This window comes from Sphingobium sp. B2 (assembly GCF_007693735.1).
Classification (GTDB): domain Bacteria; phylum Pseudomonadota; class Alphaproteobacteria; order Sphingomonadales; family Sphingomonadaceae; genus Sphingobium; species Sphingobium xenophagum.
In genome coordinates this window covers 124,549-138,275 of sequence record NZ_VDBZ01000004.1, presented here as the reverse complement: position 1 = coordinate 138,275, position 13,727 = coordinate 124,549, and the positions used below count along the sequence as shown (strand labels likewise).

At 61.2% G+C, this 13,727-nt stretch carries 12 protein-coding genes; 1 reads left to right on the top strand and 11 read right to left on the bottom strand.

Translation table 11 applies throughout. The features are described from left to right. Positions 1-361 precede the first annotated feature (361 nt). From mobF to FE851_RS21515, 4 genes are all read right to left on the bottom strand, one after another. On the bottom strand, positions 362-3,316 hold the full coding sequence (mobF, locus tag FE851_RS21530) for a MobF family relaxase (protein WP_043152370.1): 2,955 nt from the start codon (positions 3,314-3,316) through the stop codon (positions 362-364). Next, a complete protein-coding gene (locus tag FE851_RS21525) occupies positions 3,313-5,403 on the bottom strand; it encodes a type IV secretion system DNA-binding domain-containing protein (protein WP_043152368.1) in 2,091 nt (696 codons plus the stop codon). The genes mobF and FE851_RS21525 overlap by 4 nt, the downstream gene beginning before the upstream one ends. Beyond that, positions 5,400-5,699: a CopG family transcriptional regulator gene (locus tag FE851_RS21520; protein ID WP_043152366.1), complete on the bottom strand. Its 300-nt coding sequence runs from the start codon at positions 5,697-5,699 to the stop codon at positions 5,400-5,402. The genes FE851_RS21525 and FE851_RS21520 overlap by 4 nt, the downstream gene beginning before the upstream one ends. A 156-nt stretch (positions 5,700-5,855) precedes the next feature. After that, the gene (locus FE851_RS21515; protein WP_043152364.1) at positions 5,856-6,182 is read right to left on the bottom strand and encodes a hypothetical protein; all 327 of its coding nucleotides are present in this window, start codon (positions 6,180-6,182) and stop codon (positions 5,856-5,858) included. Positions 6,183-6,833: 651 nt separating this feature from the next. Here FE851_RS21515 and FE851_RS21510 point away from each other — a divergent pair. Continuing rightward, positions 6,834-7,061 (top strand): hypothetical protein, encoded by a 228-nt coding sequence (locus tag FE851_RS21510; protein ID WP_261371151.1) that lies wholly within the window; start codon positions 6,834-6,836, stop codon positions 7,059-7,061. Between the two features lie 457 nt (positions 7,062-7,518). On the opposite strand, the gene FE851_RS21505 is transcribed toward FE851_RS21510, so the two are convergent. The 7 genes from FE851_RS21505 to FE851_RS21475 form a co-directional block, all read right to left on the bottom strand. Beyond that, positions 7,519-8,499 carry an SLOG family protein gene (locus tag FE851_RS21505; RefSeq protein WP_145206729.1) on the bottom strand — a complete coding sequence of 327 codons (981 nt, stop codon included), beginning with the start codon at positions 8,497-8,499 and terminating at the stop codon, positions 7,519-7,521. 415 nt (positions 8,500-8,914) lie between these two features. Next, positions 8,915-9,925, bottom strand: coding sequence for a DUF2493 domain-containing protein (locus FE851_RS21500; protein ID WP_145206728.1), 1,011 nt, complete (start codon positions 9,923-9,925; stop codon positions 8,915-8,917). A 71-nt stretch (positions 9,926-9,996) separates the two neighbouring features. Continuing rightward, positions 9,997-10,278, bottom strand: a complete 282-nt coding sequence (locus FE851_RS21495) for a hypothetical protein (protein WP_088189813.1) — start codon at positions 10,276-10,278, stop codon at positions 9,997-9,999. Between the two features lie 86 nt (positions 10,279-10,364). Beyond that, the gene (locus FE851_RS21490) at positions 10,365-10,835 is read right to left on the bottom strand and encodes a DUF736 domain-containing protein (RefSeq protein WP_088189812.1); all 471 of its coding nucleotides are present in this window, start codon (positions 10,833-10,835) and stop codon (positions 10,365-10,367) included. Positions 10,836-11,288: 453 nt separating this feature from the next. Beyond that, complete coding sequence (locus FE851_RS21485) at positions 11,289-12,197, bottom strand: hypothetical protein (RefSeq protein WP_145206727.1); 909 nt, start codon at positions 12,195-12,197, stop codon at positions 11,289-11,291. Then, on the bottom strand, positions 12,194-12,403 hold the full coding sequence (locus FE851_RS21480; RefSeq protein ID WP_261371150.1) for a hypothetical protein: 210 nt from the start codon (positions 12,401-12,403) through the stop codon (positions 12,194-12,196). Before FE851_RS21480 ends, FE851_RS21485 begins: the two co-directional genes overlap by 4 nt. A gap of 21 nt (positions 12,404-12,424) precedes the next feature. Beyond that, positions 12,425-13,723 (bottom strand): hypothetical protein, encoded by a 1,299-nt coding sequence (locus FE851_RS21475; RefSeq protein ID WP_145206725.1) that lies wholly within the window; start codon positions 13,721-13,723, stop codon positions 12,425-12,427. Positions 13,724-13,727 lie beyond the last annotated feature (4 nt).

Below are 13,727 nucleotides of genomic sequence, written 5' to 3'. Positions count from 1 at the left end.
GATGACGGCAGTGCATAACAGCCTGGGGATGCCGTATGACGTCATCTGACCCTCCGGATAGCGGTTCCAGGCGTAGTGATCGAATTGGTCGGATCACTGTAAAGTGACAGCGCCGCAGCTGGGCCACCTTTGAGAAATGCAAAGAGCGCTCTCCCCGAATTGATCTCGGCGGCGGCGCTACGACTGACAGAAGTCCTGCTGTGCGGTTTGGTCCATCCAATGCGGCTCAGGGAGACTCTACACCCTCTGGTCTGGCGCGAAGTACTGAATTCAAATAGATACTCAGGCGGGACGGCAACTGCTAAGCGCTTTGCATGGGTCAGCTGAAGGGCAAATTTGGAGCGAAGCATGGGCAGTGACCTTATCGTTCGGGGCCATGGGAGGGTTCGGGTCGAGGTGCAGGAGAGTGATTTTCCCGGTTGATGCCGGTTTTCGGCGCTCTCCCTTCGGCGCGCGCATGGTCGGGAATGCCTGCGAGAAACCTGTCGAGCACCTGCGCGATGCTCCGGGCACCGTCGGCAAGATGCTCAGCCGCGCCACGGGGTGAGCGGTCACGATAGTGGTGTTGTCGATCGAGAGCCCAATCGCGCCGCTCGTTTCGGTCTCGCTCCTGCTCGGCCCTCAGACTTGCCAAATGGTCTTCCCGGCGTTTCGAAAAGGCATCTACGCGGTCAGTCTTCAACCGGCCCAACCCTTCCAACGAAGACGTCTTCTCTCCTGATTGGCGCTCAAGCTTGGCAATCAGTTCCTTGACGTTGTTGGTCCAGAGCCTGGCGCCGAATGCCGCGCGGGTGATAGCCGTGTAGAAATTCTGGGCGTTGACCAGCGGAGATTCGACGGGCGCTAGCACGAAAACGCGCGGATAGGTTTTGGACTGAGCGGAATAGACCGTCTCTGCATAACCATGATCCCAGGTCCGGTGTTCTGACAGATCAACCCGCTGCACGCGCCCATCTCGATCCCATCGTATCGTCGCTAAGGGGCCGTCAAGTTTCTCCACGGTGCCGCGCTCGGCATTGCGCAGACCAAGTTCGCGACTGACGAGCCGCCACTGGATACGGTCGCCCTCGGCGATTTCCCGTTCTTCAGGATTGAACACATTGATGTGACGGGCCCTTGTCGTCTGCGGATCCCAGCGTATGACGCGCCCCTGATCGTCGACAAAACGCACAACCTGGCGCCCATTGACCTCCCGGCCTAGTCCTGCGACGCGATAATCGGCGTGCTGTGCGATACCGTGGCCAGCGATGTCCCGATCAAAGCGCACCACCTGCCCCGCCCCGTAGAAGCGGGCCATATGCTTCTGGATATCGGTCAAGCCCGCCGGGGCCAGGATGGAAAACCGGCTGTCCTCGGCAGCCAGCCCATTCTCGTTTTTCAACACATCGCGAATCTTACTGTTGACGATCAGCCGGGTCGCATTGTCGAGAGCAAGGATATTGGTCCCTGTCCGTGATTCCGGCTTGAGCCGTATCCAGGCATTGACGACCTGCTCCGCCATCTTTTCATTGTCGTCGACGGTGTTGACGCTATCGAGCTTCGCCAATGCCTCGGCAAAGTTCCCCGTCCGCGCGGCTGTGACGGCGGCCTTGATTGATTTGGTTTCCTGCCGCACGGCGTGCGTCAACTCGACCGTTGGCAAGCCCAGCCTTCGCATCAACCAGAAGGGTTTACCCTGCTCGATTGCCCCTGTCTGTTTCTCGTCTCCAAGGAAAAGCAGCCGTGCGCCGGTTGTCCTGCTGATCTCCAGCATCCGCTGGGCCTGCCGGTTGCCGAGCTGCCCTGCTTCATCGAGAACCAGCACATGGCGGTCCGTGATCCCCTGCCCGCCGCGCGCGACGAAGCTGGCGACAGTATGAGACATGATGTTCGCCTTACTTCCCAGTTCCGCAGCGGCCGATGATGTGGGTGCTAATGCAATCAATGACGTTCCCGGCTCGGCCGCCTCAGCGAGAACTCTCACCAGCGTAGATTTTCCAGAACCGGCAACACCGTGAATCGCCGTGACCCGATCCCGCGTCAGCGCCGTCTCGACAAGTGCGCGCTGCTGCTGCGTGTTGAGCGACGTCCCGTCGAGCACGGCCAGCAAGCGATCGCTGGTGGCGATTGGACGCGCGTCATCAAGGCCAAGCGCGATATGCTGGGTCAATGCCAGCTCCAGACGCCACGACTTCCGGCTGGTGCGGCCACGGGTCAACAACCTGTCACCGGTCTGATCAGGGGTCGGCAGCAATTTGCGCAGGACCTCATGTGCTGCGATCCGGGGACGGATATGGTCGAGCCGGACTTCACCGACATAGGCAGCAAGACCAGTGCGCAATATATCGCCTAAATTGTTGACCGCCTCGGATGTCTCCAGTTGCCGCAAGCCGAAAAGAGCCGCACGCGACGCATCGCGTTCCGTGGGCGCCGGATGCTCCCCTTCCCGACCCCGCGCCAGCGCAGCAATCTCCTGCAGCGTTTCGAGACGCTGGCCTGTCCGCTGATGCCATTGCGCGCCGAGTTCTTCCTGGCTGATCTTAACCTTCGCCTTGCGGGTGGCGTAGAAGGAAGCACGCTGGGCTTTCTGTCCCACCAGACCATGCTCGCGCGCATGATCCTCGATCGCTTCGGCGCGCTGCGAGAATTGGTCAATCAGGTCCTTCGGCACGCCTTGTATCTCGAACAATCCGGAACGCGGATCAGCATCGATTTCGTAGCCCGCTTCGCGCAAGCCGAAAGCCAGCGCGTTGCGATAGATCTGCCCGGCCACGCGCTGTTCGCCATACATGACCCGGCTTTCGAGGCTTGCCATGGGATCGCCATTCTCGCGGTTCGTCATGTTGAGCACGACGAGATGCGTATGCAGATGCGGATCAAGTTCCCGGCTGCCATGCTCGGTAAAGCGAGCAACCAGGATCCGACCCGTTGTTTCATGAACAATCTTGCCCTCATCGCGGCGGCGCAACTGCGCCTGCTCCTCCAGATAGGAAATAGCTGCGGTCACCCCGTCCTCATGGGCGGCAAGCACGCGTTCGTCACCTGCCACCAGCCCCATGATCGAAACCGACTTTGGCGCATTGACCGCAAAATCCCAACCGGGGTGATGCTGAATTTCGCCATCCGCGCGGTGCCGCCCGAGTTGTTGATCGCCGACTTTTCCAGCAAGAAGGTCGCGCAGCAGCTTCGGATCAACAGCGCCGAAGAGGCCGAGATCGGCTGCAAGCTGCCCACTCCATGCAGACGGTTCATTGCCGCCCTTGGTGTAGTAATCGCCAACCGTGTAGTAGCGGGCGATATTGGCTGGTGTACCATGGAGACGTTGCGGCTGGATCATGCTGGCCTCGCCCGCTCACGCGGTCCGTCATCCCGGCCATGCTGGACAAGATCGGACCGGATTTCTCCCTGCCTGCCGGCAAGGATCGTCCAAAGGGTGCGGGCGGGCGCAGGAAGCTCGGCATTCTCGTCATTGAGCAATATATCTTCCACGCGCTGCGGGTCGATGTTCTGCGCTGGAAGCGTAAACAGTTCCGGCTGCGGTGGTGGCGTCGGGACGGATTCTGAAGATACCGAAGGCTTCGCTGGCTTGATCTCGCCATGTGTCGCCGGCGGAGATGACTGCGTGGCTTCCCGCTCCATCGCTTCGCGAACACGCGCTTCGGCGTGAGCGATGCGAACGAGCATCCCGGCCTTGTCGATCTGAATGGGGGGCGTCGTGCGTTCGAGGAAAGCTGGTCCCAACGATGGTACATTGTTGAACCGGCTATCGAACCTCACCACGGGCAAATTGCGGCCGAAGCGCAGGAAGCCCACCAGGTTTGGCAGGTTGGTGACCTCGGTCGACATGACCAGTGGCCGCGTCACCTGCATCCGCGACAGATTGACCCCATCGCGCATGTCGTTGACCCCATAGGACATGCCCTCGTTGGCTTCGACCTGTTCGACCTGACCAAGGTTGATCGAAACATGCTCGGCGGTATCGGTGTCGTTCGCGCGCAGCGCCACCCAGGTCGAGCAATAGCCAGTGATAGCGGCCGCATCGTCCTTGCCGTAGGTCGCCTTGAGCTGGGGATAGGACTGGAAGCCCAATATGCCGCACCCCCCATATTTGCGGGCACGGGCGAGAAAGTCCGAGAGCGACGGCAGCTTATGCAGCGTCGGCAGTTCATCGATCACGCAATAAAGCCGTCGGTCGCGATCGGGCGCCAGGCTCATGATCGCGCTGATTGCGATGTCGAGCCAGACGGTGATAAGCGGGCGTAGCGAGGGAAGCTGGTCGGCTTTCACTGTGATGAAGAGCCAGCTTCCATCAGCGCCCTTTTCCACCCAGTCTCGGATCGAGAAGCCGTCTTCGGTATCATCGAGATAGCCGAAGCTGCGCATGACCGATGCAAGTTCGGCCTGGATGCCGGCGGATGTCCGTTCGCCTTCGGTGCTGATGAAGGCGGCGGCATCAGTGCCGGTGACAAAGGCGGCGAGGTCCTTCAGTTTGGAGCGCAGCAGACGATCGAGCAGCACCGATACATAGGTATGTTTCTGGCGCGCCAGCTTGCGCATGACCGCAACCAGCGTGCCCCGCGCCGCCTTCGCCCAGAAGGGATCGCCATGCTTGTCGGGAATGGTCGATTCCGCGATCTGATCATAATGATAATCGCGTGGCACATCGACCCAGGGCGACCAGCGCGCCGCGCGTTGGTCGAGTGGGTTGAGCAACATGTCAGTGCCCTGCCGATAGAATTTCTCGACGAAGGTACCGGCGGTATCATAGACGATGGCGCGCCGACCCGATTTGCGGATGCCGTCGAGCATGCCGACGATGAGGTTTGTCTTTCCCGTGCCAGGCGCACCGCACAGCAGGATATGCTCAGGCTCATAGGCCTCAGGCACCGGCACATTGCCGATCACCAGAGGTCCCTTGGTCTGTCGCCATAGCGCACGTTTCACCTGGCGGATCGTGCCGAACCTTGCCCCTCGCAGATATTCGTTGGAGCCAAGGCCCCTACCCGTCCGGGTGAAGTAGAACCAGGCCCAGGCGAGCATAACAAGGGTGAACAGGCCAGAGAGCAGTGCGCCATGCAGCAGATAGACTTCAAATGCATGCATGGTCTTTTTCGCAAGGGTGGAGGCAACCAGCCAGTCCGCCGAGGTCCAGTAAGCCTGGCCTTCGGGGGTGCGAAACTGCACCGGATCATTGGTCCCGGCGGCCGCATCCACCTTGATCGTCGCCTCAGCCAGTTTGACCAGAACGAACCGCTCATACTCGGTCGATTTCTCGAACGCATACCAGAGTGTGCCGATGATCCAGATGATGAAACCCGCTAATATGGTCTGATAAAAGACCTGGGTCGTCATGCGGACATTGTGGACGATCGCCTGGCCACCGCGCGTCCAGGAGCCTAATGTGTCGTTGCGAAAGATGCTCATGGGATCTCCTCCCCGCCAAGCAGTCCGCGTTCGGCAAGGATCATTCGGGCTTGCGCCATGCCCTGTTCCAGCGCTTTGGGGGATTGCTGGCCGACGGACGTCGCGACAATCGATAGGATCTGGATCGACGTGGCGAGGATTTCATCCTGGGAGGAGAAAACATAGCGTTTGCGCTCATCGACCGCCTGTTCAAGGAGCTGACGGATGAACCCCGATAAGGACAGGTTCGCACCGAGCGCACGGCGCATCAAGGCGGCATGCAGCGATTCATCGAGGCGGAAATTAAGTTTGGGCAAGCGAAGGGTCTCCTTATCCAGAGACCTTCGAAAATATCATGAAGCGGTCGCATATTACCGGAATGGCAATATTGGCGCAAGCCGCCCTATCACCAGATTGATCCAGAGATTGAGCGCTGAGGATATGTGCCGACAGGAACAGGCTGAGCAGCTCAATCAGTTGCCTCTGATGATGATGGACGGCGGCGGCGTTCCGCCTGTCTCGTCGCGGTATCGACGGATTTCGCCGATCCCCAGTCTGATCTTCTTGGCTACAACGTCCGACATGCGCCGCACCTCACTGGGCGTATCGAGACCAGGGACGCCCTCCAGAAACTCGGCCAGCAAAATCGTGAGCATCTGACAGACTTCGGCTGAGCCGATATAGAGTGTGTCCCCCTTCCCCGCTTCCGGAGAGTGCTGCCTTTGCGCCGACACTTCGCAGATGGCCTTGACCACCGCCCGGCGGAGGTCGCTGATATATTCCTCGTTCAATTCCGTCATGGCGCTATCCTTTCTGCCGCGGCAAAAAGACCATGAATTCGGCCAGGATTCAACGGGCGGTGACCTGCCGTCACAGCATTCTGGGATCCGCAATGGCGTACGACGCGTATCACGAAATTCCCGAAGTCATTTCAATACGATATGTGGCCCCGTGTGAGCCCTGTGTTCCGCGTACGACAGCCCACCGGTTCGACGTGTGACATGTGATACAGACTTATCTCGATGTTTTCAGGGCATAATGCGCCCGCAGCACCCGTGCGTAGGGTCCATTACAAAACGGCCTTGCGCCGTGCGTCCCGCCTTACGCAGCGCGCTCGCGCTGCGCTGCCTCGTGCCGGTAGGCGCGGGGCAACCTTTCGGTTGATTTTCGGGGGCCGATATCGGGGTGGTTTGACGGGTAGAGCTCATTGGGTTGTTCTCCAAGAATATAAAAGAGAGGACCTTGCATCAGGGCCGGTCCCGCGAGCGGGATTACCTTCATCAGGGGATTTAACGACAGGCTTCGCATGCCAGCATCGCCCCCTCGTCGGCGCGCCCTCCACCCCGCCAGTTCCGCAAGAAGCGACAAGCCGCTCTTGCTTTGGCCTATCGATATGGCACAGTTGCGTATGACGGGCAGCCCATCTGGGAAGGACGATGGAAATGCCAAAGATGACCGAAAGGGATCGGCTTGCCGATCTCGAAACACGTCAGCGCAAGCTGACGGAAGATCTGGAAACCGCCCGCCGCGCTCTGCGCGGAAAATATGCAGCCATGGTGAACGACGTGCCGATCGAGACGCTGACGGAGCGCGAGTTTCGCGAACTTCTGATGCAGGCGATCCAGGTTGGTGGCAGCGCAGCGCTGACGGCCCTGAAGAAGTTGCCGCCGGTGACCTAACCCGCCGCGAAGCGGCAATCTGAAGATGACCGGCAGGGGTGGAGCATAAGAAGCCCATTCCTGTCGGTATCAGAGCGCAGGATGACGATGTGGTCTTCCGGGCAAACCCGTTAGTGCTGAAGCATCCCCGTTCTGCACATCGACGGATATTGGCGAGACTTCCCCTGCTCCGATCATTCTAGATGATAAAGCCATAGGAGGTATTCCGCGCTATGGCCCACCCCTCCTCAGATGGTCACGCTGAACGTTTCCGCGACGGCCCGCCCTTCCAAACCGCACCCGAAGGGTGTCCCTGCGACGAGCACGGCGAAGCCGCGCGCAGGAGGCCGGGACCGCGCTGGCGGTTCCGCATCGCCCCCGCGACGGGCCCGCTTGCGGGTCCCTGAGCGGGGGCGAGTGCTGCGCTCGAAAAAGAAATGAGGACCGGCCCGACAAAACGGACCGATCCTCTCGGGCGTCACTGCGCCTCCCATTCCTGATCGCTGAGCCTCACAAACCGTGCCGGGATACGCTTCTCTCTGACCAGCCGCGCGAGGTGCGATTGCAATCCCGATCCTTCGCAGACCAGCGCTTCGACGGGACGTAATCCGACCATCTGTTCGTTGCGTACGAACCCCGCCCGTTTGCCAAGCTTTGCGCTGAGCCGGAATGTTATGAGCGTGACTTTGCGCGACGCTGCCCACGCTGCGGCCATGGCGTCGCACCCCTTGTCTTGCGCGGTCGTCGCCAGCATCATCATCGGATTTCGGGATTTGGCTTCATCGAGCTTCTCCCAGATGAGGGAGACGTCGAACCAGCATTCCGCTCCTCCTGAGAAGATCACGATGGGCCCTTGCGGATTGTGCGCGTCGGTTCTGCGCTGGCGACGGGCGGCGAGGAAATCGGTGGCGGCGATAACCGACGCGGTGCGCTTACTCGATACCAGCGATCCCTTGGGCGCGGACCATGGCCGTCCGGTTTCGGTATGGAAGACGTCAGCGGCATGGTCGCGCATGCACCGCAGTGCATCGGTAGCTTCGTCGAGATATTCAAGTTCGTCGCGTGCCTGCTCGAGTTCGACGCTGTGGATTTCGCTGCCATCGGCGCGACGCAGCAGGTCTTGAACCTGCCGTATCGCCTTGTCAGCCTGGCCCTCCCACTGGTCAGCGACGTGATGGAAGCTGTTGACAATGCCCCATGCCAGGCGTTGCGCGGCAGGTTCCAAACGCGTGTCCCGCAGGACATCGAAAAGTGTCGTGACAATCAGTTCGACGGCGAGTTGTGCCTCCCTCGGATCGGGCATGTCGGTCGCCATTTCCTCACCGCTTCGTCCGATGCGGATGCCTTCGAGACCGGAGGCGAAGGCGGCGTGGAAGTCGTCGGTGGTGGTCGCTGTCTCCTGCGTGATGAATGCGGCGATGTTGGAAAACGTGCGGTCAGACTGGTTGATCTTCGTCATGTGAACCTCCTGTTGAAACGAAAGAGGTTCCCCCTCGGGCACGGGCTCCGAGCGGCGGGGTCAAGGATCGCGGAACGCGACCGGCGTAGCCGGCGATGGGGGTCACGATTTTTTGGGGCGGCCACAAGTGTGGAAGGCTGGACGCAATGCCTGACCCGCCCCGAAAAATGGTGGGGCCCCGTCGTCCTTGAGGCCGACGCGGTCCCGTGCCACCCTTGGAATTCTTGAGAGAGAGAAGAGGCGTTGCGAATCTGGGGCTCGATGCCCCTGATTCGCAAATGGGTGCCTCCAGGCGCTGCCCTTGCGGGAGAGAGCTAGCCACGCTTGCCCTCATCGCCAGGGTCAGCATCTGTTCCATGAAAAAGGGGACAGCACGCGTAGCGCTGTCCCCGAACGGAATGCGAGCGATGTGATGTCAGGCGGCGCGGCGAAGTCGGTTGCGTTGGGGCAGAGTGACATTTTCGACCGGAACCTGATCGGCCTTACGGAAGGCATGGATCGGAACGCCGGCCTTGCGCAGAGCCTGATAAAGATTGGCCTGAATACCCGATCCCTCACCCAGCAAAGCTTCGACAGGTTTCAGGTCCACAAGCTTGCGATTGCGGGCGAAGGGCGCACCGCGCCCCGACCCCGTCAGCGAATATGTCACAAGTTGCACCTCCCGATTGCCAGCCCAGGAGGCCACTATCGCGTCGAAGCCCTTGCGCTGCGCGGTCGTCACCAGCGTCATATGCGGGATGCGTTCGAGGATAGTGTCGAGCCGATCCCAGAGCAATTGCCAATCATGCCACTCGGCATGGCCTGAGGCGATGACGATCGGTCCACGCGGGCGGTACCGCTCGCGTTCGGCCAATTCCCGGGCACGCAGGAAATCCTGTATCGATACTTGCGTGGCGGTAGCCGCCGTCGAGACACGCGATCCGCGTGCCGGCGACCAGGGGCGACCAGACAGCACGCGGAAAGTTTCGGCGGCATAATCACGCATGCACTCGACCGCCTCGCGCTGTTCGGTCAGCGACTGGCACAGAAGCTGTTTCTCCTCCAGTTCGCTGTTGAAAACCTCGGAAGGCTCGGTCCGCCGGATCATATCGCGCAGCTCATGGACCAGCATGTCTTCCTGTCGTTCAAGCTTGCCAGCGACGAAGTGGAAGCTGTTGACCATGCCCCAGGCGATCTCGGGCGCAAGCGCGTCGAGGCGGGTATCGGTCAAGAGATCGAAGATGGTGGCGATCACACCCGCGCAATCGGCCTGCGCGTGGAGCGGTTCGGGCATGTCATGCTCGCCCGGCTCATCGCCCGGCGTGATGATCGAAAGCGGGATGGGATCGCCAAAAGCGCGTTTGAAGTCGGGTGTCGCCGTCATCTGCGCAAACAGCGCCGGCAGGTCTGCAAAGTGGTTGATACTGTGCGAATGGTCGTGGGTCATGGGACTTCTCCTCATCATGGAAAAGGAAAAGAGGCGCGAACGCGCAAAAGCGTCCCGCCCCATTATGTCGATCAGTGCATGTTCGCCCGTACGCTGGCGAAAGCGGTTGAGCGCGTCAGGACGGCATCGACGATTTGCGCCGCATGGGGCGCAAAGGGCGTGCCTTCGAGCAGGTCATAGATAGCAGCGATGATCTCGCCGCATGTAACGCCGCCAGGTATTTCCAGCGAGCGGACCGCAAGCGTGTTTTGGGGTGCCAGCAGATCCCGGATAGCGGGACTGGCGATGATCGCGGCGCAGAGCGCCGAGAGATCGGACAACGGCGCGATGTCATGAAAAGAAGGAAGCGGCATGGACTGTCTCCTCATGCGAAGAAAGGAAAAGGGCCGGGGAAGCCTGACGCCTCCCCGGCCCCGAACGGGTTCCGATCAACGGGTGATCAGAACGGGTCCTCCTCGCCAAACGGCGCGCCTGCACCGGCCAGCTCGCCGTCAGCCCCTGCGGTGCTGTCGCCGAAGCCGCCTTCGTCGCGCGAACCGCGATCGTCATAATTGGTGCGGCTGGTCCCCATGCTGCCCCCGAAGTCGGAGCGCATGGTGTCGCGCCGCCATGCGACCATGTAGCCGCCATGATCGGCCGGGAAGAGCGCGATCGGCAGCGGTTCAGGGAGGCTGGGATCGTCGATATTGCCGGCAAGGAAGACCTCGCCGGTGCGCTTGGACGCAGCCTCCCACAATGCGCCGACCTGAACCCAGCGACGCGCGACGTTGAGCGCCAGGATCTCGTAGACCGGAGCCTTCTCATTCTCGCTCATGACCTTGCGCAGCCCGATGCGCGGGAGATCGATCGTGCGGGTGGCGATCGAGCCCGTCAGGCGGCCGTTCTGATTGAAGATTTCACCGATGTTCATCGTCTTGACCTTTCGAATGTCGCTCGAAATCCATTTTCCGGCGACACTTTCCCCGTCCCTTCTCTCCTCTCTGTCCCGCCCTTGCCCCGCGCGCCGCCCGCCCCGGGAACAGCGCTCCACATCGTCCGGCGCGACGCTCTCCCATTCCCTCCACGCGCAACGCCACGCCAGGCCCACAATTCTGCGCAAACCTGCAGCACGACTAGGCTCGAATGCAGACGAGCAGGCGACGGCCACATTGAATTGGGGGGTGAGGCGGTAGCCGCGTTGGCGCTAGGGTCGAGCGGGTAGTGGTAGCGGTGCGCGAGGCAAGATCAGGGGGCACCTGCAGGCAGAACCGACAGCATTGCGAGGACCCGCACGGACCGGTGCGTTTCCAGTCTCAAGCAATCAACTGATGGCGGCGGACCGCATGGCAGGATCCTCGGAGACATTGATCGCGTTGGCAGGCAATTAGGAGCAGGCCTGTCCGGCATTGAAGCGTTCGATCCATGTGCCGATATGGGCGCGGCGTTCGATCGGAACAGCGGCGGCCGCACGCTGGAATTCGAGAAGATCGAGCGGTGCGTTGGCTACGATCTCGTCAATATCGGCAGGATCGAGCAAGCCCTCGGCCCGAATGAAGGCCGTCATCGATCCGGGGCGCTTTCGGGTCGATTTGCGCCATAGTCCTTCTATCGTGCGCAGGCGCGGTGCAGCACGCGCTTCGAGAAGGACGATGAGGCGCAATTCCTCGCGCGGCAGCGCGCGCACCTCCGACACCTGCATGGCGGTACAAAAGAAGCACGAGCTTTTATGGAAAGTCGGTAAGCCCTCTTGCGCTATGACACGCTCGCAATCTTCACGCGTAAAGCCCCAATCCCGCAGTGGATATCGGTATTCATAAAGATCTGAGATATGCCCTTCACGATGGGCATAACGCTGATTGTCACGGGTCGAGCAGTCATAACCAATGAGCCGGACGACCTTCTGGCCATTGGCCCAGCCATGCTGTGCCGCAGGCCATGCCTTGACCCATTTGTCCTGCGGGGAAATTTTATGCCGCGCCGAACAACTATGTTGGCCAAATGCGATCGAGGGCAAAGTGCCATTGGTTAAACAGGCATCGAGAAGCGAGGTGTAAGGCGGCCAATGCTTGAAGAACCTGGGCTGATATTCGACAATCTCATTGGGAACGCCATGATCGTCCATCCACTGACGGAAGACAGGGATAAGCCGGCGGGTATGAGGCTGCTCGGGCATTGCCGCCAACAAAGTCATGTCAGGGATTTCGCCCCGACGGACAAGTTCGATGATCATCGCGGTCGAGTTGGTGCCTGCCCCCCATGCTGCGACCACGGGCGCACGCTTGCCCGCGCTCATGCCGCCATCGCCAGCCAGCGGTCCGGCCAGACCGGCGGCGTTGTCGTTACCCGATAGGCCTGCAAGGGCACGATCCCGCGAATGACATAATGCGGGATGCCCGTGTCCCGCCGAAGATTGAGGGCGATTTTATAGGCGTGATCGAATGAGCATAAGCGGTGCCGGCAAGGTGACAACCGGGCGGGCAGATCGGACGAGGGCATCATGGTCTCCATGCTGGAATGGGTTCAGGCAGCGATTGACCGGTCGGCATCGACCGCCGCAGCGGCGTTAAGTGCAAGTAGGCTTTGGAGCGTGACGGGTATGCGCTTTGCCCGCCGGGTCCTGGGGCCTCGGGAGGGCCTGGCCGGATCATTGAACCGACAGCCGATACGCGCAGCGCGCTTGCCAATGACGGCGGGATCGCGGCCGAGCGCCTGGGCGACGTCGACCATCGAGATGCCATGGATCCAGGCGTTGCGGATGGCGCAATCCTCGTCCGTACTGAACGCGCGCATGAAGCCATGCACCAGCCCCAGGCGATTGGCATGATAGAGGACAGCGCGCACGCCGCGACCAAGGTCCCGGGCAATGTCCCGTGTCGGGACCTTGCCATAATCCGCTCGCAATCGGGCTTCTTCCCTGGCTGTCCAGACAGGTCCCTGCCGAAACCCGTCGCGGCGGACATGCGTGCCGCGCAAGCCAAGCGCCTCTGCACGCCAGCGGATGGAATGCGGGCTGCGGCCAAGCCGCTCCCGCAGGGGCGTCAGGCTCGTACCAGTCGCATAAGCGTGGCGCAGCAGCTCATCTTCTTCGGTGATCCAAGGGCGACCCCAACCCCTTCCGTAACCCAGTTTGCGAAGACGCTGTCCAAGGCTGCGACTGTTCCGGGTTGGAAAACCTTCGGCGGCAAGCGCCTGCGCGATGGCGACATAGCGCGCGCCGGTGGCCGCGAGTTCAAGTGCGCGGGTCATTTCCGCGTCGCTCCAGTCGTCCGGCTGGCAGGCATGGCGCAGACCCAGCGCCGAAGCGCGGGAGATGACGCCAGCGAAGGGACGGCCGATGAGGCTGGCAATCTGGGCGACGGGAACACCCATGGCGTACCCGGCGCGAAGCTGTGCATCTTCCCAACCGCTATAGGGCGGCGATCCGGGCTCGGAGAGTCCGAGCAGTTGCGCACGGGCATAGAGGGCGCTCACAGCGCGGCCGAGGCGGGCAGCCAGTGTCGCGGTTGGTTCGTGCATATAGCAGCGCGCCAGTTCCTCATCCTCCCACGCGATCCAGGATCGCCGCGAGTTTCGGCGGAGGCCAAAATCATAGATACGCGTGGCGATGCTGGCACGCGATCGGCCCAGCACTGTGGCAATCTCCTCTAGCGTGCAGTCATCGGCGAAGGCGGCGCGCAAACGCAGCGTTTCATCGGGGAGCCATGCGTCGGCACGGAAAGCCAGTTCGGCAAGTGGCGCGGTTGTACCCGTTTGCTGGTCAGGGACGAACGGGATGAGTTCGACGATTTCAGCGTCGAGATCGAAGCTTGTCTCTTTCATGGCA

Excerpts from the sequence above, each read along its gene's own strand:
- mobF (WP_043152370.1), bottom strand. The coding sequence starts at position 3,316 with ATGATCCAGCCGCAACGTCTCCATGGTACACCAGCCAATATCGCCCGC.
- FE851_RS21525 (WP_043152368.1), bottom strand. The coding sequence starts at position 5,403 with ATGAGCATCTTTCGCAACGACACATTAGGCTCCTGGACGCGCGGTGGC.
- FE851_RS21515 (WP_043152364.1), bottom strand. The coding sequence starts at position 6,182 with ATGACGGAATTGAACGAGGAATATATCAGCGACCTCCGCCGGGCGGTG.
- FE851_RS21510 (WP_261371151.1), top strand. The coding sequence starts at position 6,834 with ATGACCGAAAGGGATCGGCTTGCCGATCTCGAAACACGTCAGCGCAAG.
- FE851_RS21505 (WP_145206729.1), bottom strand. The coding sequence starts at position 8,499 with ATGACGAAGATCAACCAGTCTGACCGCACGTTTTCCAACATCGCCGCA.
- FE851_RS21500 (WP_145206728.1), bottom strand. The coding sequence starts at position 9,925 with ATGACCCACGACCATTCGCACAGTATCAACCACTTTGCAGACCTGCCG.
- FE851_RS21495 (WP_088189813.1), bottom strand. The coding sequence starts at position 10,278 with ATGCCGCTTCCTTCTTTTCATGACATCGCGCCGTTGTCCGATCTCTCG.
- FE851_RS21490 (WP_088189812.1), bottom strand. The coding sequence starts at position 10,835 with ATGAACATCGGTGAAATCTTCAATCAGAACGGCCGCCTGACGGGCTCG.
- FE851_RS21485 (WP_145206727.1), bottom strand. The coding sequence starts at position 12,197 with ATGAGCGCGGGCAAGCGTGCGCCCGTGGTCGCAGCATGGGGGGCAGGC.
- FE851_RS21480 (WP_261371150.1), bottom strand. The coding sequence starts at position 12,403 with ATGATGCCCTCGTCCGATCTGCCCGCCCGGTTGTCACCTTGCCGGCAC.
- FE851_RS21475 (WP_145206725.1), bottom strand. The coding sequence starts at position 13,723 with ATGAAAGAGACAAGCTTCGATCTCGACGCTGAAATCGTCGAACTCATC.